Consider the following 19,015-nt stretch of genomic DNA (forward strand, 5'->3'; position numbering starts at 1 on the left):
CCACCATCAGTGCGACAGTGGGCCGGTAGCCGACCGGTGTGGCTACCGGTGCGCCGGTCAGGCAGTATTAATGGCGATGGACAGCGTGACCGAATTCCCCGGGCCCGGCGCGGCCCCGGACTTGGAGACGGTGCTTCTGGGCGCCGTCGATGAAGCGCGCGCGGCGATCGTCGAGCACAGCGGCGAGGACACCGTCGGGGAGTACCTCGGGGCCAGCTTCGAGGATCCGACCTCGGCGACCCACCGGTTCCTGGCCGACATGCCCGGTTACCGCGGCTGGCAGTGGGCCGTCGTCGTCGCGGCCTGCCCGGGTTCCGAACACGCCACCATCAGCGAAGTCGTCCTGGTACCGGGCCCGACGGCGTTGCTGGCGCCCAAATGGGTGCCGTGGGAGGACCGCATCAAACCCGGCGACCTCAGCCCCGGCGATCTGCTGGCCCCGCCGACCGACGACCCTCGCCTCGTGCCGGGCTACATGTCCAGCGGTGACCCGATGGTCGACGAGGTCGCCGCCGACATCGGCCTGGGCCGACGGCAGGTGCTCGGACCCTGGGGACGCGGGGCGGCCGCGCAGCGTTGGCACGACGGGGACTTCGGCCCGAACTCGCCGATGGCCCGTTCGACGCGGCGGGTGTGTCGCGACTGCGGTTTTTATGTTCCGCTGTCGGGATCGCTCGGCGTGATGTTCGGGGTGTGCGCCAACGAGTTCTCCGCCGACGGGCACGTTGTGGACTCCGAATACGGGTGCGGTGCGCACTCGGACACCCCGCAGCCGCCGGGCAGCGGGTCTCCGCAGTACCCGCCGTACGACGACGGCGTGCTGGATCTGACCGAACCGGCCGACTAACCCTCGGCGGCGGCCTTGATCCGGGTCAGGGTCTGGTTCATGCCGTCGACGAGTTCATGTTCGAAACTTTCCACACCGCCCATGAACGCGTTCACCAGCTTGGTGGAGATGGGTTTGACGCCGTGTTCGGCGTGCCGAGACTGCACCAACCGGGTACCGGTGTCGGTGGGTTCGAGTTCGAAGCTCCACACCGTGCCGTTCTCGTTGACCTGAAACGCCAGCTTCTTTTCCGGAACGAACTCGGTGATGCGGCTCGTGGTGGGCCAGATCAGCCTGTTGCGCCGGTTGATGTTGATGGTCCGGCTGCCCTGGCGCGGCGCACCGCCAAGCGGAATCATGCGCCGGCACTGCGGGCTCCACTGCGGCATCCGGCGCAGGTCCGAGACCAACTGCCAGACCTTGGAGACCGGGGCGTCGATGTCGATCTGCGTCTGTAGCAATGGAGCTGCCATGGTGATCCCCTTGTCTGGCCCCGGAATTCAGTCCAGCCCGCTTTGTGCGCCCCGGGCGCCGCGGCGCACAGCGGAACGTTGCCACAGAAAGATCGATGTGCCAAGCGCGCCGACGCCGAGCCCGGCCACAGTGTAGGGCCGCCAGTCGGCCAACCCCGGCACGGTGAACGACAACACCGCGGCGACCGCCCAGCCCGCGGCGATCACCGCGATCACCGGCCACGGGTTGAGCAGGGCCTGCGGCAACGGTGGGGGCAGCGGATCGTCGGCGGACATCGTTGTTCAACGTAACCGATCGCTACTCTTCTGCACGTGAACGTCGTTGACGTCGCTGACCCCGCCGATGTGCGGCTCGACGACTTTCGGGATCTCAACAGCGTGGACCGCAGGCCCGACCTGCCAACCGGCAAGGGTCTGGTGATCGCCGAGGGGGTGCTGGTGGTCCAGCGGATGCTGGCATCGCGCTTCGTTCTGCGCGCGATGATGGGCACCGACCGCCGGCTCGCCGAGCTCGCCGAGGACCTCGACGGCGTCAGCGCGCCGTACTACCGGGTCCAGCCTGACGTGATGGCCGAGGTGGTCGGTTTTCACCTCAACCGCGGCGTGCTGGCCTCGGCGTCGCGTCCGGGCGAGTTGTCGATCACGCAGGTGCTCGCCGGGGCCGTGGGGCCGGCGACGTCGGGCAGGTGTGCCCGCACCATCGCGGTGCTCGAGGGCGTCAACGATCACGAGAACCTCGGCTCCATCTTCCGCAACGCTGCGGGCCTCGACGTCGATGCGGTGGTGTTCGGCGCCGGGTGTGCCGATCCGCTCTACCGGCGCGCCGTGCGGGTGTCGATGGGCCATGCGCTGCTGGTGCCCTACGCGTGGGCGACCGACTGGCCCGACGAGCTGCATCTGTTGCGCGACAACGGATTTCGGTTGATGGCCATGACACCCGACCCAGGCGCGCGCACTCTTGCCGAGGCGATGCCCGCGCTCGCGGACCAGAAGCTGGCCGTCCTCGTCGGCGCGGAGGGCCCCGGCCTCACCGAGCGCGCGATGCGGGCCAGCGATCTGCGGGTGCGGATCCCGATGTCACGGGGCACCGACTCGCTCAACGTCGCGACCGCTGCCGCGCTGGCGTTCTACGAACGGGCTAGGTTGGTTTCGTGACCGACGACTCGACGCCGTGGGCCATGGGGTTGACGGTCGCCGCGTTCGTGGGGGCGGTCACCGCGGCCGCGGTGGTGGTGCTCAGCCTGGGGTTGATGCGCGTGCATCCGCTGCTGGCCGTCGGTCTCAACCTCGTGGCCGTCGGCGGTCTGGCGCCGACGGTGTGGGGATGGCGCAGGCTGCCGGTATGGCGCTGGTTCGTGCTGGGTTCGGGTGTCGGGGTGGCCGGGGCGTGGATCGCGCTGCTGGCCGTCGCCGTCAACGGGTGAGGTTCCCCTGTTCGCGTGCGGAAAGCGCGACGCTAAGCGCTACCGCTGGCCGCTGGAGCGCACGCCCAACAGTACGTCCTCCCAGGCCGGCACCGGCGGCTTACCCTTGCGGGCACGCGCGGGCTTCGCGGTGGCGGGCGGTTCGGGTTCGGGTGCGGCCGCTGAGGCCGGCGCCGTGTCGGGCAGGGTCGGCTCCTCGGGTTCGACCTCGAGGTCGGCGACCGGGGCGACAGGTCGCAGCGGACGCGCGAAGTCCGGGTCGATCAGCTCACAGGCGGCGTCGTCGAACGCGGTCACCGTGCCGCCGTGCGCACCGGGGGTGAACCGGAAGTGCGCCACGTTGTCGGACATGCCGGCCTTCCACGCCAGCTGCACGGTCCAGCGGCCGTCTTCGTTGCGCCACGCGTCCCAGTTCGTCGCGTCCGGATCCAGCCCGCGGGCGATCAGCGCGGTCGTCACCGTCTCCAGCAGGGTCAGCACCGAGGGACCGTCGGCGAGTACCGGATGCGCTGCGGTGGCCAGCTCGGCGGCGCGGGAACGCTCAAGGAGTACGGGGTGCGCGAACCGCTCGACGCGTTCCACGTCCACGCCCGCAGAGGCCGCGACTTGTTCGACGGATGCGCCCGCCCGAATCCTGGATTGAATCTCTTTGGGACGCAACACGTTTGGAACCTCTGAATCGCTTCGTGTTTGGCTCGACCCGGTCCTGTCGCCACGCACCGCGGCACGTAACCGGTCATCGGAGAGCAGGGCGAACTTCTCTGAAGAGTCGGCGGCCTCGCAGACGATGTGTTTGCCGTCGACGTCAAGCCCAACGACCTTGAGTTCTCGCATGCCGACCTCCTCAGGGCTAGCGCCAAGCCCGATCAACCGGACCCTACTGCGTTATCTCCCCGTTACCGCGCAGACACGCGGTGAGCTCAGAGCCGTTCCACCACCCAGTCGACGCACGCGGTCAACGCGCTGACGTCGTCGGGTTCCACAGCCGGAAACATCCCGATGCGCAACTGGTTGCGGCCGAGCTTGCGGTACGGCTCGGTGTCGACGATCCCGTTGGCGCGCAATGTGGCCGCGACGGCGCCGGCGTCCACGTCGTCGGTGAAGTCCACGGTGCCGACGACCTGTGAGCGCAGCTGCGGATCGGTGACGAACGGCGTGGCGAACTGGGCGGCCTCCGCCCATCCGTACAGCCGCTGCGAGGAGTCCGCGGTGCGCTTGACCGCCCAGTCCAGGCCGCCGTTGCCCAGCATCCATTCCAGCTGATCGGCGAACATGATCAGCGTGCCGATCGCCGGGGTGTTGTAGGTCTGGTTCTTCAGGCTGTTGTCGATCGCGATCGGCAGCGACAGGAATTCGGGCACCCAGCGGCCCGAGGAGGCGACGGCCTCGACGCGCGCCAGCGCGGCAGGCGAGAGAATCGCCACCCACAGGCCGCCGTCGCTGGCGAAGTTCTTCTGCGGCGCGAAGTAGTAGGCGTCGGCGTCGCGGATGTCCACCGGCAGACCGCCGGCCGCGGACGTCGCGTCGATCGCGATCAACGCGTCTCCGGAACCGTCGGGCCGCTGCACGGGAACCGCGACGCCCGTTGAGGTTTCGTTGTGCGCCCAGGCGATCAGGTCGACGCCCGGGTCGGCCTGCGGCTTGGGGGCGCTGCCCGGGTCGGCGGTGACGACGATCGGGTCGCCGACGAACGGGTTCTTGGCCACCGCCGAGGCGAACTTGCTGCTGAACTCTCCGTAGGTCAGGTGCAGCGAGCGCTTGTCGATCAACCCGAACGCGGCCGCGTCCCAGAACGCGGTGGTGCCGCCGTTGCCGAGGACCACTTCGTAGCCGTCGGGCACGGAGAACAACGCGCGCAACCCGTCGCGGACCCGGCCGACGAGGTTCTTCACCGGCGCCTGCCGGTGCGAGGTCCCGAACAGGTCACCCGCGTCGGCCAGCGCCCGTAACTGCTCGGGGCGAACCTTGGAGGGCCCGCAGCCGAACCGTCCATCGCCGGGCTTGAGGTCGTTGGGAATCGTCAGTTCGGCCATGGGGTCAAGAGTAGTGACCGGACTTGCGGGGTTCGGCCCGAGGGAGGGTCGGCAGAAACGCCGGGAGTCTAAGAAATGTTGCCAAAATGTTATTCATCGGTGCTCGTTCGGTCATACTTGATCGCAGGTCGGGGGACCGAAATTTCGAACCCGTTCTGGGGGGCACGTGATCAGACGGAGTTTTTGGACCCCGCCGGCATATGCCGCGGCCGTGATCGTGTTTGTCTCGACGCTCGCCGCCGCGCCGGCTCAGGCCGGCGGCGACGAAGGCGGCGCGGTGCTGAACCTGATCAACGCCACCCGCGCGGCGAACGGGTGCGGGCCGCTCGCACCCAACCCTCAACTGGCGGCTGCCGCCGCGCGGCACGCCAACGATGTGCTGGTCAACGGCGCAGAAGGCCACGTCGGCTCGGACGGGTCATCGATTTCGCAGCGGGTGAAGGACGCCGGCTATGCCGCGAACGCGACGATCGGAGAGGTCGTCTTCTGGGGCACCGGCGCGGCCCGGAACCCGGCCGCCGCGGTCACGTGGTGGATGAACAGCCCGGGCCATCGCGCGATCATCACCGACTGCGGATACACCGAGGCGGGCTTCTCCGCGGTGAGCAACGGCCGCAAGATGTCGGCGGCGGGGGACTTCGGCAAGCGCTAGACGCCGCTACCCGCGCCGTAATCCATATGTGACCTACGTCACTCGTCGATCTATGCACTCCCTGGATCACATCGACCCGACGGGGTCTATCAAATATGCGATACCTGCGGTACTGTGTACATCTGCCCGGTAGATGTAAACCTCGCCCAGGGAGGCTTCGAATGGCCAGGACACGCATGGTCAGGCGTTGGCGTCGCAACATGGAGATCGGCGACAGCCCCGAAGACAAGGCCTACGTCGAGATGCTCAACACCCTCTCCGAGGGGTCGGTGCGACGAAATTTCAACCCGTACACCGACATCGACTGGGATTCCCCCGAATTCGAAGTCGTCGACAACGACCCGCGCTGGATCCTGCCGGGAACCGACCCGTTCGGGCGACACCCCTGGTATCAGGCGCAGCCGGTCGAGCGGCAGATCGAGATCGGGATGTGGCGTCAGGCCAACGTCGCCAAGGTGGGCCTGCACTTCGAGTCGATTCTGATCCGCGGCCTGATGGAGTACGCGTTCTGGACGCCCAACGGGTCACCGGAGTATCGGTACTGCCTGCACGAGGCGGTCGAAGAGTGCAACCACACCATGATGTTTCAGGAGATGGTGAACCGCATCGGCGCCGACGTGCCCGGAATGCCGCGCCTGCTCAAGTGGGTCCAGCCGGTGATCCCGTTGGTCGCCGGGCCGCTGCCGATCCCGTTCTGGTTCGGCATCCTCGCCGGCGAGGAGCCCATCGACCACACGCAGAAAAACGTACTGCGCGAGGGGCGCAAGCTGCACCCGATCATGGAACGCGTGATGGCCATTCACGTCGCCGAGGAGGCTCGCCACATCTCGTTCGCGCACGAGTACCTGCGCAAGCGCCTTCCGCACCTGCCGCGCCGCAAGCGGTTCTGGTTGTCGATCTATGTTCCGCTGACCATGCGGATCCTGTGCTCGGCGATCATCGTTCCGCCGCGCGCGTTTTGGAAGAAATTCGACATCCCGCGCTCGGTGCGCAAGGACGTGTTCTTCCGCTCGCCGGAGTCGCGGCAGATGCTGCGCGACATGTTCGGCGACGTGCGGATGCTGTGCCATGACACCGGGTTGATGAACCCGGTCGCCAAGCTGATGTGGCGGATCTGCAAGATCGACGGCCCACCGAGTCGCTACCGCAGCGAGCCGGCCCGCCAGCACGTCGTCGCCGCCGCGTAACCCCAAGGACGCGGGAGACTTTCGTGCCCCATGTGATCACCCAGTCGTGTTGCAGCGACGGGTCGTGTGTCTTCGCGTGCCCGGTTAACTGCATCCATCCGACACCGGACGAACCGGGCTTCGCCACCGCCGAGATGCTCTACATCGACCCGGCGGCGTGCGTGGACTGCGGTGCATGCGTGTCGGCCTGCCCGGTCGGGGCGATCGCACCCCACACGCAGTTGACGCCCGAGCAGCAGCCGTTCGTCGCGCTCAACGCCGCGTTCTACCCCGAGCGGGAGGGCAAGGTGCCGCCCACGTCGAAGCTGGCACCCGTGCCCGACGCGCCGAAGGTCCAGTCGCGACCCGGGGGGCCGCTCACGGTCGCGATCGTCGGCTCCGGGCCCGCGGCCATGTACGCCGCCGACGAGCTGCTCACCCAGCGCGGCGTGCGGGTCAACGTCTTCGAACGGCTGCCCACCCCGTACGGGCTGGTACGCGCCGGTGTCGCGCCCGATCACCAGAGCACCAAACAGGTGACGCGGCTGTTCGACAAGATCGCCGACCAGCGCGGGTTCACGTTCTACCTCAACGTCGAGGTGGGCACCGACCTCACCCACGCCGAACTGTTGGCCCACCACCACGCCGTGCTCTACGCCGTGGGAGCGCCCGACGACCGTCGCCTCGACATCGACGGGATGGGGATGCCGGGCACCGGCACCGCCACCGAATTCGTGGCCTGGTACAACGGCCATCCCGAATTCGCCTCGGTGCCAGCCGATCTCGGACATGAGCGGGTGGTGCTCGTCGGCAACGGCAACGTCGCACTGGACGTCGCCCGCATCCTCACCACCGACCCCGACACACTCGCGCGTACCGACATCGCCGACCATGCGCTGGCCGCGCTGCGCGCGTCGAAGGTCTCCGAGGTGGTGATCGCCGCCCGCCGCGGGCCCGCAAACTCGGCCTTCACGCTGCCGGAGTTGATCGGGCTGACGGCGTCCTGCGATGTGGTGCTCGACGCTGCCGACCATGAACGTGTCGCCAGGGATCTGGCTGCGGCCACAGATCCGTTGACGCGCAACAAGTTGGAGGTCCTCAGCAGGCTCGGTGATGCGGCGGCGCCGGCCGCCCGGCCCCGGATCCGGTTGGCCTACCACCTGACGCCCAAGCGCGTGTTCGGCGAGCGGCGCGCAGACGGTGTGGAGTTCACCGTCACCGGCGAGGACGACGCGGTCCGCCGTATCGAGGCCGGCTTGGTGCTGACCTCAATCGGCTACCGCGCCAAGCCCGTTCGTGATCTGCCGTTCGACGAAGACGGCGCCGTGGTGCCCAACGACGGCGGCCGGGTCGTCGATCCGCGCACGGGTGCGCCGGTGCGCGGCAGTTACGTGGCCGGGTGGATCAAACGCGGACCGACCGGCTTCATCGGCACCAACAAGTCCTGCGCCGCCCAGACCGTGCACAATCTGGTCGCCGACTACAACGCCGGGCTGCTGCCCGATCCCGCCAAACCCTCCGCGCTGGACGGGCTGGTCCGCAGCCGAGCACCCGACGTGGTGGACTCGGCGGGGTGGAAGGCGATCAACTCCGCGGAGATCGCCCGCGGCGGCGACGACCGGCCACGCAACAAGTTCACCACCGCCGCCGGCATGCTTGCCGCCGCGGCGGACGCGCCAACACCGCCGCTGCACCAGCGAGTGCTCGCCGGATTGCGCCGCTAACCCCGGCGTTTCCGCAGGTTGCCACCGAACCGTCACTGCGGAAGCGCCGTATCGCGAACGCAATGGTCAGCCGTCGGGGTCGTTGACGAATACCCCGAATCGCCTGATAAACGGCGCGTTCGGCGGTATAGCAAACAGCATGAACGCTGCGGCATACGTCGGTCGAGTCGGAAGTTTGGCGGTCGCCCTGGGGGTCGGCATCGCCGTGGCCACCGGCTACGGGTCGGGAATGGCGTGGGCAGACACCGCCGGGGCGGGGGCATCGAACGCGCAGTCCTCAGCGTCCTCCGACACCTCGACGGGCAGCGACGCCGAGTCCGCTCAGGCCGATGCGAGCAGCACCCAAACCGAAACGGACGCCGACCCTGACGCCGAGCCCGAACCCGAGGCCGAGTCCGACCCTGACGCCGAGCCCGAGGCCGAACCCGAGCCCGAGCCCGATGCGGAATCCGAACCCGACGCGGAAGCCGAGCTTGACGCGGAATCCGAACCCGGCGCGGAAGCCGAGCTTGACGCCGAAGCTGAACCCGAACCCGAAACCGGCGTCGAGCCCGAAACCGAAGCGACGGGCGAGCCCGAAACCGAAGCGACGGGCGAGCCCGAAACCGAAGCGACGGGCGAGCCGGAGCCGGCACCACAGAACGCGCCTGCGCAGTCGGGGACCTCCGACGCGCCCGAGACCGAAGATTTCGTCGCGGCGGCGGCGGCGACCATCGCCCGGCCCGACGAGCCCGCGAACGTGCGCACCTCCGACACCGACACCACGGAGATGACGATCACCTCCCTCACGGCCCGGGCGGCCTCACCGACCGCTGCCACGACCACCACGTGGAACGCGCCGGCGTTCCCGTCGCTTCGGCCGTGGCCCACCGCCTTTGACCCGGCCACCGCCATCACCTACGTGACGGGCATCGTGTTCAGCCTCGCCCACGCCATTTTGGCGCCCTTCGCTGCCGGCCTGCCCGCACCGCCGAGCGGCCCGCCGACCCTGTGGACGTTGCTGGCGTGGGTGCGGCGCGAACTGTTCAACTCCACGCCAAGGGTTTCGGCCGAACTACCGCCCTACACCCAGAGCCTCGTCGACGGCGAGGTGATCATCACCGGCAACGTCGGCATCACCGACCGCGACGGGGACCCGATGACCTACACCGTCATCGGCAGGCCGCTCAACGGCGGTGTGGTCGAGGTCGACGCCGACGGCAACTTCACCTACCGGCCGATGAACGCGATGGCGGCCGTCGGCGGCTGGGATTCGTTCATCGTGGTGGCCGACGACCAGGCCGCCGGCTTCCACCTCCACGGACCCAGGGGACTGTTGCAGTTCGTGCCGATCGTGGGCCAACTCGTCTACCCCGGCGGCGGTCACCGGGCCACCCGCACCATCACCGTCAATGTCACCCCGGTCGACGGCGTCGACCTGTCGTTTCCCGACGGATTCCATTGGGGCGTCGCGCATTCGGGATTTCAGGCCGAGGGCGGGCCCGGGGTCCCCATGGACACCAACTCCGACTGGTACCGCTGGACGCACGACCCGTTCAACCAGAAGTTGGGGTTGACCAAAGGTGTGCCCGAGGACGGGCCGGGCGCCTACCTCAACTACGACGCCGACGCCGCGCTTGCGCACGACGAACTCGGCATGAACACCTTCCGGATGGGCATCGAGTGGAGCCGTATCTTCCCGGAATCCACTGCCTCGGTGGATATTTCAGATGAAGGCGGCGGGGTCAGCCTGGCCGACCTCGAGGCGCTCGACGCGCTGGCCAACCAGGAAGAGGTCGAGCACTACCGCGAGGTGCTGGCCTCGCTGCGCGCACACGGCCTGGAGCCGATGATCACCGTCACCCACTTCACCTTGCCGGTGTGGGTGCACGACCCCGCTATGACGCGGCTGCTGGTCCAGGTGGGCCTGCCCGCTCAATCGGCGGGCTGGCTGTCGTCGTCCACGCCCGTCGAGTTCGAGAAGTACGCGGCGTATCTGGCGTGGAAATACGGCGATCAGGTCGACTACTGGGTGACGCTCAACGAGCCGTTCCCGCCGATCCTCACCCAATACCTGTCACCGCCGATCCCCGGCAGCCCCATCCCGTACTGGCCACCGGGGATCGTGCGTCCCGACCTGGCGGCCACCTTCCTGGTCAACCAGGCCAAGGGCCATGTGGCGGCCTACGACGCGATCCACACCTGGGACACCACCTCGGCCACCGACGGTCAGCCCGCCGCGTTCGTCGGCTTCAGCAACAACATGATTCCCGCACGCCCGGCCAACCCGAACAACCCGCTGGACGTGCAGGCCGCCGACGCATGGAACCGGTACTACAACCACTGGTTCCCCAACGCCGTGATCGACGGGTGGGTGGACGCCAACTTCGACGGCATCAAGACACTCGACGAGATCCACCCCGAGTTCATGGACAAGGTCGACTTCCTGGGCGTGCAGTACTACGGGTCGCAACCGATGCAGGGCTTCGGGTTGGCGCCGATACCCGGCATCCCGTTCCTGCAGGGTCTGCCCGTGCGCTGCTCGGCGAGCTCACCGACCTGCAGCGACTTCAACCAGCCCACCGATCCGGGCGGCTTCCGCGAGGTGCTCGAAGACGCGGCCTCCTACGGCAAGCCGATCTGGATCACCGAGAACGGCATCGCCGACGCGGGTGACTCGAAACGACCGCCGTATCTGACCACCCACATCGCGGTGGTACAGGACCTGGTCGCGCACGGCGTGGACATCCGCGGCTACACGTACTGGTCGTTCGTCGACAACCTCGAATGGGCGCACGGCTACGACCTGCACTTCGGTCTTTACGGATCCGACCCGTCGACGCCCGAACTGGAACGCACGCCCAAACCCGACAGCATCGCGGCGATCAGCGCCATCACCGGCGCCAACGCGCTGCCGATCGATCTGCTGGCGCAGTACATCCCCAGCGCGGTCTAGGTCGGGCCCGACCAGGTTCAGAAGACGGTGTTCTGAGCATCACTGCATCTGCTTGACCGCCTGGTCGATCTCCTCCTGGCTGACCTCGCGCGTCGGCTGGCCCAACGACCACAGGTGACCGAACGGGTCACGCAGCTCGCCGTACCGGTCTCCCCAGAACATGTCGTCGAGCGGCATGACGACGGTGGCGCCGGCGTCGAGCGCCTTCTGAAACTTCGCGTCCACGTCGGTGACCGTGAGGTGGATGGTGACCGGCGAGCCGCCCAACCCCTGCGGGGTCGCCGACTTGCCGTCGTTCATCTCGGGGAAGTCGTCGTTCAGCATGACCGTCGCCCCGTTGATCCGCAGCGCGGCGTGGAACAGCCTGCCGTCGGGGCCGGGCACCCGGCCGAGTTCCTCGGCGTCGAACGCCTTGACGTAAAAGTCGATGGCTGCCGCGCCGTCGCTGACGGTCAGCATCGGCGACACCGCGGGCTGGATTTCAATTGCCATGAGCACTCCTGCAGATGTGTGTGTTCCCGTGCGGGCGACGATAGGTAGACCGGCCGCGCGGGCAGATCTCATCGCGCCAGGGCCCATGCAATCACCGGGCACCGACAAACCGGCGCCGTCGTCAGCCGGCGAAGACGCGCACCCAGTCGACGAGCATTTCGGCCGGGTAGCTGCCGCCTGCGGGATCTCCGCCGCCCGAGCCGGCGACCGCGAGGTTCAGCACCGGAAACATCGAATATCCGGGGAAGTTGAACGGCCAGTGCTCGATCGAGTACGCCGGCACCTCGAAATACGGCTCTTTGCCGGGCGTGTAGTCCTGCCAGAAGTACATCCCCGCATCGGTCCAGGTCATCCGCCAGGTGTGCCAGTCGCCGTCCACCGGGTAGGGGTGGGTCGCATACGACGTGCCGTCGAGCAGTGCGTGCACCGTGGAACCCGAGGGCCAATCCTGGTTGCCGTACCACTCGACCAGATCCACCTCACCGCCGACCTCGGGGTGGTCGTTCATCAGCCACCACGCCGGCCAACACCCGTTGGTCAGGCAGTTGAGCTTGATGCGGGCCTCCCAGGTGGTGTTGATCGGACCCCACCACCGGCCCTGCACCTTGCCGCTGACGTACTTGCCGTCGTCGTTGCGCGTCGCGCGGATGACGAGGTTGGAGTTGCCGTCGAGGAACACGTGCTCGGGGCTGTCGCGGTACTGGCCCATGTTCTCGGGCCGGTCCCAAAACACCGGGTTCTTGATCGTTTCGCGGGCCTTGGCGATCGACCACTTCGCCGGATCAGGCGCCGAACCCGCAGGTCCGTCGAACTCGTCGGAGAACAGGAACGTCTGCGCGTGGCCTGCCGGGGCCGGTTGCGCGTGAACTTTCGGCAAGGGAATCGCGGCTGCCAAGAGCCCGAATCCGGTCATCATCATCATGCTGCGACGGTCAATCTGGGGCACCTGACCACCTTAGAAGCCACAGTGGGGGTTTTCGCTGCATTTCGCCGCGCGCAAGTGTCGCCGGATCAGACCACCGAGAACGACGGCGGTAAGCCCGCGCGGCCTGTCAGCGCCAGCAGCACCGGCGCACCCTGCCCCGTCGTGACGGCCACCCGTGTCGCCAACACCGCCGCCTCGCTGAGCACGTCGGGCGGCAGCGAGAACGGAATATCAACGGCCCGAGCGATATCCAGCCCGTGTACGGCCAGTTCGAACACCCGGGTCGGCAGGTAGGTGTGCAGCCGGATGCCCAGCCCGCCGATGACCTCGATCAGCGGATCGTCGACCGCTTGCACGTCGCGCAGGGCGTTGGCCATCAACGCGTCCACGGCGGCCGCCGGATCCTCGCCGAGCGCCACACCGGCCTGTCGACCCCGTTCGGCGACCGCCGCCGGGTCGATACCCAGCGCCGACGGGGTGACCCGCGCGTAGTACTCCTGCGGTGTGGTGATGTCTTCGTGTTCGGCGGTGGTCCTCAGGTAGCTGCTGACGGTGCTCAGCGAACGGGAAGTGTGCCCGACGAGCGCGCGCACGTCCCAATCGCCCAGACCGGGTCGCTGCCACGCGGCCCGCGGGATCTCGGCGACAAGATGGACGAAACACCTTGCCGCAGAGGCGAAGACCGCCGTCTTCACGACGTGACGACTTGGTCCCAGCCCTCGACCGCCGCCAACGGGCGCGGAGCGGGCCCGACGTAGATCGCCGACGGCCGCACCAGCTTTCCCAGCCGCTTCTGCTCGAGGATGTGCGCACACCAGCCCGCGGTGCGGCCACAGGTGAACATGGCGGGCATCATCCGGGTCGGCACCTGCGCGAAGTCCAGAATCACCGCCGCCCAGAACTCGACGTTGGTTTCGATGGCCCGGTCGGGTCGGCGCTCACGCAGCTCGGCCAGCGCGGCCTGTTCCAGCGCGGCGGCCACCTCGTAGCGGGGCGCGTCCAGCCGCTTGGCGGTGGCGCGCAGCACCCGCGCGCGCGGATCCTCGGCGCGGTACACGCGGTGGCCGAAGCCCATCAGCTTCTCGCTGCGGTCCAGGATGCCCTTGACCACCGCTCGGGCGTCGCCGGTGTTCTCGGCTTCCTCGATCATCGGGATGACCCGCGCCGGTGCGCCGCCGTGCAGCGGGCCGCTCATCGCGCCGATCGCCCCCGACAGCGCCGCGGCCACGTCGGCGCCGGTCGACGCGATCACCCGCGCGGTGAACGTCGACGCGTTCATCCCGTGTTCGGCGGCCGACACCCAGTACGCGTCGATGGCCTCGACGTGCCTGGGGTCGGGCTCCCCCTGCCAGCGCGTCATGAATCGCTCTGTCACCGTGGCACATTCGTCGATCATGCGCTGGGGCACGGCGGGCTGGTAGATGCCGCGGGCCGACTGCGCGACGTAGGACAGCGCCATCACCGACGCGCGGGCCAGCTGGTCCCGGGCGGTCGCGTCGTCGATGTCCAGCAGCGGGGAGTAGCCCCAGATCGGCGCCAGCATGGCCAGACCCGCCTGCACGTCGACGCGCACGTCGCCGCTGTGGATCGGCAGTGGGAACGGCTCGGCGGGCGGCAGGCCCGGACCGAACTTGCCGTCGACCAGCAATCCCCACACCTCGCCGAACGTCACCCGCTGACCGACCAGATCCTCGATGTCCACCCCGCGATACCGCAGCGCACCGCCGTCCTTGTCCGGTTCGGCGATTTCGGTGGTGAAGGCCACGACGCCTTCGAGTCCGGGTACGAAGTCCTCCGGTACCAGAGGCGACGGGCTACTCATGGGCCGATTCTCGCACCACCGTCGGCCCTGCCGTCTACCGGTTCGCCGCACCTCGCGGCGTAACGTAACCGCGTGACACAGCAGGACGACGAGCACTTGGCGAGGATGCGGGTGGAGTACGGCTCGGTGGAAAAAGACGGCAGCCCCGATCTGGATACCGACTGGCTCGGCCCGGAGCCGGGGACCGGGTGGGTTGAGCTGCTGTGCAATTGGTTGGCCGACGCCGAACGCGCCGGTGTCGCCGAACCCAACGCCATGGTGATCGGCACGGTCGATGACCGGGGCAGGCCCGTCACCCGCTCGGTGCTGTGCAAGAGCATCGACGAGGCGGGGATCACGTTCTTCACCAACTACGATTCGGCCAAGGGCGAACATCTGGCCACCGCCCCGTACGCGTCGGCAACCTTCCCGTGGTTTCTGCTCGGCCGCCAGGTCCACGTTCGCGGGCCGGTGAGCAAGGTGTCGGCGCAGCAGACGGCCGACTACTGGACGATGCGGCCACGCGGTTCGCAGCTGGGCGCGTGGGCGTCACATCAGTCCAAGCCGATCGCGTCACGCGCGGCGCTGCTGGGGCAGATGGGCGAGGTCACCGAGCGGTTCGCCGGTGAAGCGGCCATCCCGGTCCCGCCGAACTGGGGCGGATATCTCATCGCACCTGAGGTCGTCGAGTTCTGGCAGGGCCGGGAAGACCGGCTGCATAACAGGATTCGGGTGACCCTGGGCGCCGTCGTGCGCGTCGAGCGGTTACAGCCCTGACTCGCGGCCCCCGGCAACCACATGGCCGGGGCTGTCAAACGTTGTCCGGGGGCACCTGTCCGGTGTCGCCAAATTTCTAAGGCTGTTCACATTTTTGCCGGTTAGCATGCCCTTCGTGGCTGATGGGAAGGGGGAACCGCGACTCGGCCTGCGTGAGCGCAAGAAACAACGCACCCGGGCAATGCTGTTGGACGCGGCCATCGACCTGTGCAGGCGGCAGGGTTTCGAGCGAACGACCGTGGACCAGATCGCGGCGGTCGCCGACGTCTCACCGCGGACCTTCAGCCGGTACTTCGCCACCAAGGAAGCCATCGCGTTCGCGTTGATCGAGGAGGCGCTCGACGTCGCCGCCGTCGAACTGGCCGCCCAGCCCGCAGACATCAACCACCTCGAGGCCATGCACCGGGCATACCTGGGGATGTGTACCAGCGCCAAGAGCGGCGGGTCGGGGGGGTTGTCCGCCCACCGCCTGCTCGGCAGCATGCGGATCATCATGACGTCACCGACACTGCGCCAGGCGGCCACGGACTACCGTCCCAACGCCCTCAACATCGAGCTGGCCAAGCGTATGGGCGTGGGCGCCGACGCCCGCGCGCTGCAGCTGGTGGCCTCGGTGTGGGGCTCGATCACCATGACCGCGCTGGCCGACCTCACCGACAACGACCTGGACTGGGATCAGATCGGCCTCGACGACATCATCACCCGTCTGGAAGACACGTACGCCGCGTTCACCAGCCTGATGTCAGAGGTTGTGCAACTGGTCTGACTAATGCCGCCCCCGCCCGGGCACGACGGCCCGGATGGGACTACCTTTTGTAGGACATACTGTCTGTCGTTCATTCCCCGCAGCGAAGAAGGGATCCCCGTGGCCGATAACCCAAGTAGTGGAGGCAAGCAAGCCGCCCTCTCCTACCCCGGCGGCGAGATTGACCTCGACATCGTTTCTGCAACCGAAGGGTCCGATGGCATCGCGCTGGGTTCGCTGCTGGCGAAAACGGGCTATACCACCTACGACGAAGGCTTCGTCAACACCGCGTCCACCAAGAGCTCCATCACCTACATCGACGGTGAAGCCGGGATCCTGCGCTACCGCGGCTACCCGATCGAGCAACTCGCGGAGAAGTCGAACTTCATCGAAGTCAGCTACCTGTTGGTGTACGGCGAGTTGCCGACACCCGAGCAGCTCGACAAGTTCACCGGCCAGATCCAGCGGCACACCCTGCTGCACGAGGACCTCAAACGGTTCTTCGACGGTTTCCCGCGCAACGCGCACCCGATGCCGGTGGTCTCCAGCGCGGTCAACGCGCTGAGCGCCTACTACCAGGATTCGTTGGACCCGTTCGACGACGAGCAGGTGGAGCTGTCCACCATCCGGCTCTTGGCCAAGCTGCCGACCATCGCGGCCTACGCCTACAAGAAGTCGGTCGGGCAGCCGTTCCTGTATCCGGACAACTCGATGAGCCTCGTCGAGAACTTCCTCCGGATGACGTTCGGGCTGCCCGCCGAGCCCTACGAGGTCGATCCCGAACTTGTGCGGGCCCTGGACATGCTGTTCATCCTGCACGCCGACCACGAGCAGAACTGCTCGACGTCGACCGTGCGACTGGTGGGCTCCTCGCAGGCCAACCTGTTCACCTCGATCTCCGGCGGCATCAACGCGCTGTGGGGTCCGCTGCACGGCGGCGCGAACCAGGCCGTGCTGGAAATGTTGGAGAAGATTCGCCAGGCCGACGGCGACGTGAACGACTTCGTCAAGAAGGTCAAGGACCGCGAGGACGGCGTGAAGCTGATGGGCTTCGGGCACCGGGTCTACAAGAACTACGATCCGCGGGCACGCATCGTCAAGGAGCAGGCCGACAAGATCCTCGGCAAGATCGGCGGCGACGACGAGCTGCTGCACATCGCCAAGTCGTTGGAGGAGGTCGCGCTCACCGACGACTTCTTCGTCGAGCGCAAGCTCTATCCGAACGTGGACTTCTACACCGGCGTGATCTACCGCGCGATGGGCTTCCCCACGCGGATGTTCACCGTGCTGTTCGCGCTGGGCCGGCTGCCCGGATGGATCGCACACTGGCGCGAGATGCACGACGAGGGCAGCGGCAAGATCGGCCGCCCGCGTCAGATCTACACCGGCTACACCGAACGCGACTACGCCCCCGCCGACACCCGCTGATTCCTCTCCGCGAGAAGTCACTTGGCCTCCCTATTGCGGGTGCGTCAGGGGGTTTTCGCGGCTGCTCGGTGACATCGTGACCGCTCGGCGCAAGGCCATCATCCTGGTGTCGTGCTGCCTGAGCCTGCTGATCGTGTCGATGGACGCGACGATCGTCAACGTCGCCATTCCCAGCATCCGCGCGGACTTCAACGCGTCCGCATCCCACCTGCAGTGGGTCATCGACATCTACACCCTGGTGCTGGCGTCGCTGTTGCTGCTTTCCGGCGCCGCCGCCGACCGGTTCGGCCGCAGACGCACCTTTCAGCTGGGACTCACGGTGTTCGCGCTGGCATCGCTGCTGTGCAGCATCGCACCCAGCATCGAGACGCTGATCGCCGCGCGCCTGTTGCAGGCCATCGGCGGTTCGATGATGAACCCCGTGGCGATGTCGATCATCACGCAGGTCTTCACCGAGCGCGTCGAGCGGGCTCGCGCGATCGGCATCTGGGGCGGTGTGGTGGGCATCTCGATGGCGCTGGGCCCGATCGTCGGCGGTGCGCTGATCGAGTTCGTCGGCTGGCGCTCGGTGTTCTGGATCAACCTGCCGATCTGCGCGCTCGCCATTGTGTTGACGGCAGTCTTTGTGCCCGAATCGAAGTCGCTGACGATGCGCGATCTCGACCCGATCGGCCAGGGCCTGGGCATGGTGTTTTTGTTCGGCGTCGTCTACGTGCTCATCGAAGGCCCGGTGATGGGATGGACCGACGGGCGCACCATCGCGGTGCTGGTCGCGGCGACGTTGTCCTTCGCAGGCTTCCTGGTCTATGAGGGGCGCCGTCGCGATCCGTTCGTCGACCTTCGGTTCTTCCGCAGCATCCCGTTCACGTCGGCCACCGTGATCGCGGTGTGCGCGTTCGCGGCTTGGGGGGCGTTTCTGTTCATGATGTCGCTGTACCTGCAGGACGAGCGGGGCTTCTCCGCCCTGCACACCGGACTGATCTATCTGCCGATTGCCCTTGGTGCGCTGTTGTTTTCGCCGCTGTCCGGCCGGATGGTGGGTCGGTTCGGCAGCCGACCGTCGTTGCTGATCGCGGGCACGTTGATCACGGCGGCGACGGTGATGCTCGCCGGCTTGTCCGCGACGACGCCGGTGTGGCAGATGCTGATCATCTTCGCGGTGTTCGGCATCGGGTTCTCGATGGTCAACGCGCCGGTGACCAACGCCGCGGTCAGCGGGATGCCGACAGACCGTGCCGGTGCGGCGTCGGCGATTGCCTCGACCAGCAGGCAGGTAGGCGTGAGTGTCGGTGTGGCGCTGTGTGGTTCGGTTGCCGGGTCCGCGCTGTCGGCCGCCGGCACGGACTTCGCCACCGCGGCTCGACCGCTGTGGTTGATCTGCGCCGCGTTGGGGGTGGTGATCATCGTGCTCGGCTTCTACTCGACGTCGGGCCGGGCATTGCGCTCGGCGAATCGTCTCGCGCCGCTGGTGGCCGCCGATGTCAGGTAACGGTGTGGCCGACGAGGTGTGACGCGCAATGCGCGACATCCTGGCCAAGCTGGCGCCGAAATAGCGGTCCCGGACCCAATTGCGGCGAATTCGCGGCCATGGGCACTGTCTCGGCGCACGATTAG

The 19,015-nt window shown here is 67.7% G+C and carries 19 protein-coding genes; 11 read left to right on the plus strand and 8 right to left on the minus strand.

What is annotated here, in order from left to right:
• Positions 1 to 76: 76 nt before the first annotated feature.
• Positions 77 to 847, plus strand: coding sequence for a DUF3027 domain-containing protein (locus K3U96_RS04340; RefSeq protein ID WP_069407186.1), 771 nt, complete (start codon positions 77 to 79; stop codon positions 845 to 847).
• Here K3U96_RS04340 and K3U96_RS04345 read toward each other — a convergent pair.
• Both K3U96_RS04345 and K3U96_RS04350 read right to left on the minus strand, forming a co-directional pair.
• A complete protein-coding gene (locus tag K3U96_RS04345) occupies positions 844 to 1,299 on the minus strand; it encodes an SRPBCC family protein (protein ID WP_069407184.1) in 456 nt (151 codons plus the stop codon). The two genes, K3U96_RS04340 and K3U96_RS04345, sit on opposite strands and share 4 nt — an antisense overlap.
• A 27-nt stretch (positions 1,300 to 1,326) precedes the next feature.
• Positions 1,327 to 1,575, minus strand: a complete 249-nt coding sequence (locus tag K3U96_RS04350) for a DUF2530 domain-containing protein (RefSeq protein WP_220692180.1) — start codon at positions 1,573 to 1,575, stop codon at positions 1,327 to 1,329.
• A 30-nt stretch (positions 1,576 to 1,605) separates the two neighbouring features.
• On the opposite strand from K3U96_RS04350, the gene K3U96_RS04355 reads away from it, so the two are divergent.
• Both K3U96_RS04355 and K3U96_RS04360 read left to right on the plus strand, forming a co-directional pair.
• On the plus strand, positions 1,606 to 2,454 hold the full coding sequence (locus tag K3U96_RS04355) for a TrmH family RNA methyltransferase (protein ID WP_220693390.1): 849 nt from the start codon (positions 1,606 to 1,608) through the stop codon (positions 2,452 to 2,454).
• A complete protein-coding gene (locus tag K3U96_RS04360; protein WP_220692181.1) occupies positions 2,451 to 2,723 on the plus strand; it encodes a DUF2537 domain-containing protein in 273 nt (90 codons plus the stop codon). The genes K3U96_RS04355 and K3U96_RS04360 overlap by 4 nt, the downstream gene beginning before the upstream one ends.
• Before the next feature lie 39 nt (positions 2,724 to 2,762).
• Here K3U96_RS04360 and sepH read toward each other — a convergent pair whose 3' ends face one another.
• Positions 2,763 to 3,557: a septation protein SepH gene (gene sepH / locus K3U96_RS04365; RefSeq protein WP_220692182.1), complete on the minus strand. Its 795-nt coding sequence runs from the start codon at positions 3,555 to 3,557 to the stop codon at positions 2,763 to 2,765.
• Positions 3,558 to 3,643: 86 nt separating this feature from the next.
• Entirely contained in the window at positions 3,644 to 4,756 is a 1,113-nt protein-coding gene (serC, locus tag K3U96_RS04370) for a phosphoserine transaminase (protein ID WP_220692183.1), read from the minus strand.
• 211 nt (positions 4,757 to 4,967) lie between these two features.
• Between serC and K3U96_RS04375 the strand changes: the two genes are divergently transcribed.
• From K3U96_RS04375 to K3U96_RS04390, 4 genes are all read left to right on the plus strand, one after another.
• A complete protein-coding gene (locus tag K3U96_RS04375) occupies positions 4,968 to 5,408 on the plus strand; it encodes a CAP domain-containing protein (protein WP_230982362.1) in 441 nt (146 codons plus the stop codon).
• 161 nt (positions 5,409 to 5,569) lie between these two features.
• Positions 5,570 to 6,595, plus strand: coding sequence for an AurF N-oxygenase family protein (locus tag K3U96_RS04380; protein WP_069407177.1), 1,026 nt, complete (start codon positions 5,570 to 5,572; stop codon positions 6,593 to 6,595).
• Positions 6,596 to 6,618: 23 nt separating this feature from the next.
• Complete coding sequence (locus K3U96_RS04385) at positions 6,619 to 8,298, plus strand: FAD-dependent oxidoreductase (protein ID WP_220692185.1); 1,680 nt, start codon at positions 6,619 to 6,621, stop codon at positions 8,296 to 8,298.
• A gap of 139 nt (positions 8,299 to 8,437) precedes the next feature.
• Positions 8,438 to 11,233 carry a family 1 glycosylhydrolase gene (locus tag K3U96_RS04390; protein WP_220692186.1) on the plus strand — a complete coding sequence of 932 codons (2,796 nt, stop codon included), beginning with the start codon at positions 8,438 to 8,440 and terminating at the stop codon, positions 11,231 to 11,233.
• Between the two features lie 39 nt (positions 11,234 to 11,272).
• Here the strand turns inward: K3U96_RS04390 and K3U96_RS04395 are convergent, their stop codons facing one another.
• The 4 genes from K3U96_RS04395 to K3U96_RS04410 all read right to left on the minus strand — a co-directional run bounded on the left by K3U96_RS04395 (position 11,273) and on the right by K3U96_RS04410 (position 14,472).
• Entirely contained in the window at positions 11,273 to 11,725 is a 453-nt protein-coding gene (locus K3U96_RS04395; protein WP_220692187.1) for a VOC family protein, read from the minus strand.
• A gap of 121 nt (positions 11,726 to 11,846) precedes the next feature.
• Positions 11,847 to 12,662 (minus strand): glycoside hydrolase family 16 protein, encoded by an 816-nt coding sequence (locus K3U96_RS04400; protein ID WP_220693391.1) that lies wholly within the window; start codon positions 12,660 to 12,662, stop codon positions 11,847 to 11,849.
• Positions 12,663 to 12,736: 74 nt separating this feature from the next.
• On the minus strand, positions 12,737 to 13,345 hold the full coding sequence (locus K3U96_RS04405) for a maleylpyruvate isomerase N-terminal domain-containing protein (RefSeq protein WP_220692188.1): 609 nt from the start codon (positions 13,343 to 13,345) through the stop codon (positions 12,737 to 12,739).
• Positions 13,342 to 14,472 carry a citrate synthase 2 gene (locus K3U96_RS04410; protein WP_069407119.1) on the minus strand — a complete coding sequence of 377 codons (1,131 nt, stop codon included), beginning with the start codon at positions 14,470 to 14,472 and terminating at the stop codon, positions 13,342 to 13,344. Before K3U96_RS04410 ends, K3U96_RS04405 begins: the two co-directional genes overlap by 4 nt.
• Before the next feature lie 105 nt (positions 14,473 to 14,577).
• Between K3U96_RS04410 and pdxH the strand changes: the two genes are divergently transcribed.
• The 4 genes from pdxH (at position 14,578) to K3U96_RS04430 (ending at position 18,890) form a co-directional block, all read left to right on the plus strand.
• Positions 14,578 to 15,228: a pyridoxamine 5'-phosphate oxidase gene (gene pdxH, locus K3U96_RS04415; RefSeq protein ID WP_275085257.1), complete on the plus strand. Its 651-nt coding sequence runs from the start codon at positions 14,578 to 14,580 to the stop codon at positions 15,226 to 15,228.
• Between the two features lie 106 nt (positions 15,229 to 15,334).
• Entirely contained in the window at positions 15,335 to 15,994 is a 660-nt protein-coding gene (locus K3U96_RS04420; protein WP_220692190.1) for a TetR family transcriptional regulator, read from the plus strand.
• A 99-nt stretch (positions 15,995 to 16,093) separates the two neighbouring features.
• Positions 16,094 to 17,401 (plus strand): citrate synthase, encoded by a 1,308-nt coding sequence (locus K3U96_RS04425; protein ID WP_220692191.1) that lies wholly within the window; start codon positions 16,094 to 16,096, stop codon positions 17,399 to 17,401.
• 76 nt (positions 17,402 to 17,477) lie between these two features.
• Complete coding sequence (locus tag K3U96_RS04430; RefSeq protein WP_220692192.1) at positions 17,478 to 18,890, plus strand: MFS transporter; 1,413 nt, start codon at positions 17,478 to 17,480, stop codon at positions 18,888 to 18,890.
• The last annotated feature ends 125 nt before the right edge of the window (positions 18,891 to 19,015 follow it).

This window comes from Mycolicibacterium holsaticum DSM 44478 = JCM 12374 (assembly GCF_019645835.1).
GTDB classification, from domain to species: domain Bacteria; phylum Actinomycetota; class Actinomycetes; order Mycobacteriales; family Mycobacteriaceae; genus Mycobacterium; species Mycobacterium holsaticum.

Excerpts from the sequence above, each read along its gene's own strand:
- K3U96_RS04410 (WP_069407119.1), bottom strand. The coding sequence starts at position 14,472 with ATGAGTAGCCCGTCGCCTCTGGTACCGGAGGACTTCGTACCCGGACTC.
- serC (WP_220692183.1), bottom strand. The coding sequence starts at position 4,756 with ATGGCCGAACTGACGATTCCCAACGACCTCAAGCCCGGCGATGGACGG.
- K3U96_RS04340 (WP_069407186.1), top strand. The coding sequence starts at position 77 with ATGGACAGCGTGACCGAATTCCCCGGGCCCGGCGCGGCCCCGGACTTG.
- K3U96_RS04395 (WP_220692187.1), bottom strand. The coding sequence starts at position 11,725 with ATGGCAATTGAAATCCAGCCCGCGGTGTCGCCGATGCTGACCGTCAGC.
- K3U96_RS04345 (WP_069407184.1), bottom strand. The coding sequence starts at position 1,299 with ATGGCAGCTCCATTGCTACAGACGCAGATCGACATCGACGCCCCGGTC.
- K3U96_RS04380 (WP_069407177.1), top strand. The coding sequence starts at position 5,570 with ATGGCCAGGACACGCATGGTCAGGCGTTGGCGTCGCAACATGGAGATC.
- sepH (WP_220692182.1), bottom strand. The coding sequence starts at position 3,557 with ATGCGAGAACTCAAGGTCGTTGGGCTTGACGTCGACGGCAAACACATC.
- K3U96_RS04350 (WP_220692180.1), bottom strand. The coding sequence starts at position 1,575 with ATGTCCGCCGACGATCCGCTGCCCCCACCGTTGCCGCAGGCCCTGCTC.
- K3U96_RS04420 (WP_220692190.1), top strand. The coding sequence starts at position 15,335 with ATGCCCTTCGTGGCTGATGGGAAGGGGGAACCGCGACTCGGCCTGCGT.
- pdxH (WP_275085257.1), top strand. The coding sequence starts at position 14,578 with ATGCGGGTGGAGTACGGCTCGGTGGAAAAAGACGGCAGCCCCGATCTG.
- K3U96_RS04390 (WP_220692186.1), top strand. The coding sequence starts at position 8,438 with ATGAACGCTGCGGCATACGTCGGTCGAGTCGGAAGTTTGGCGGTCGCC.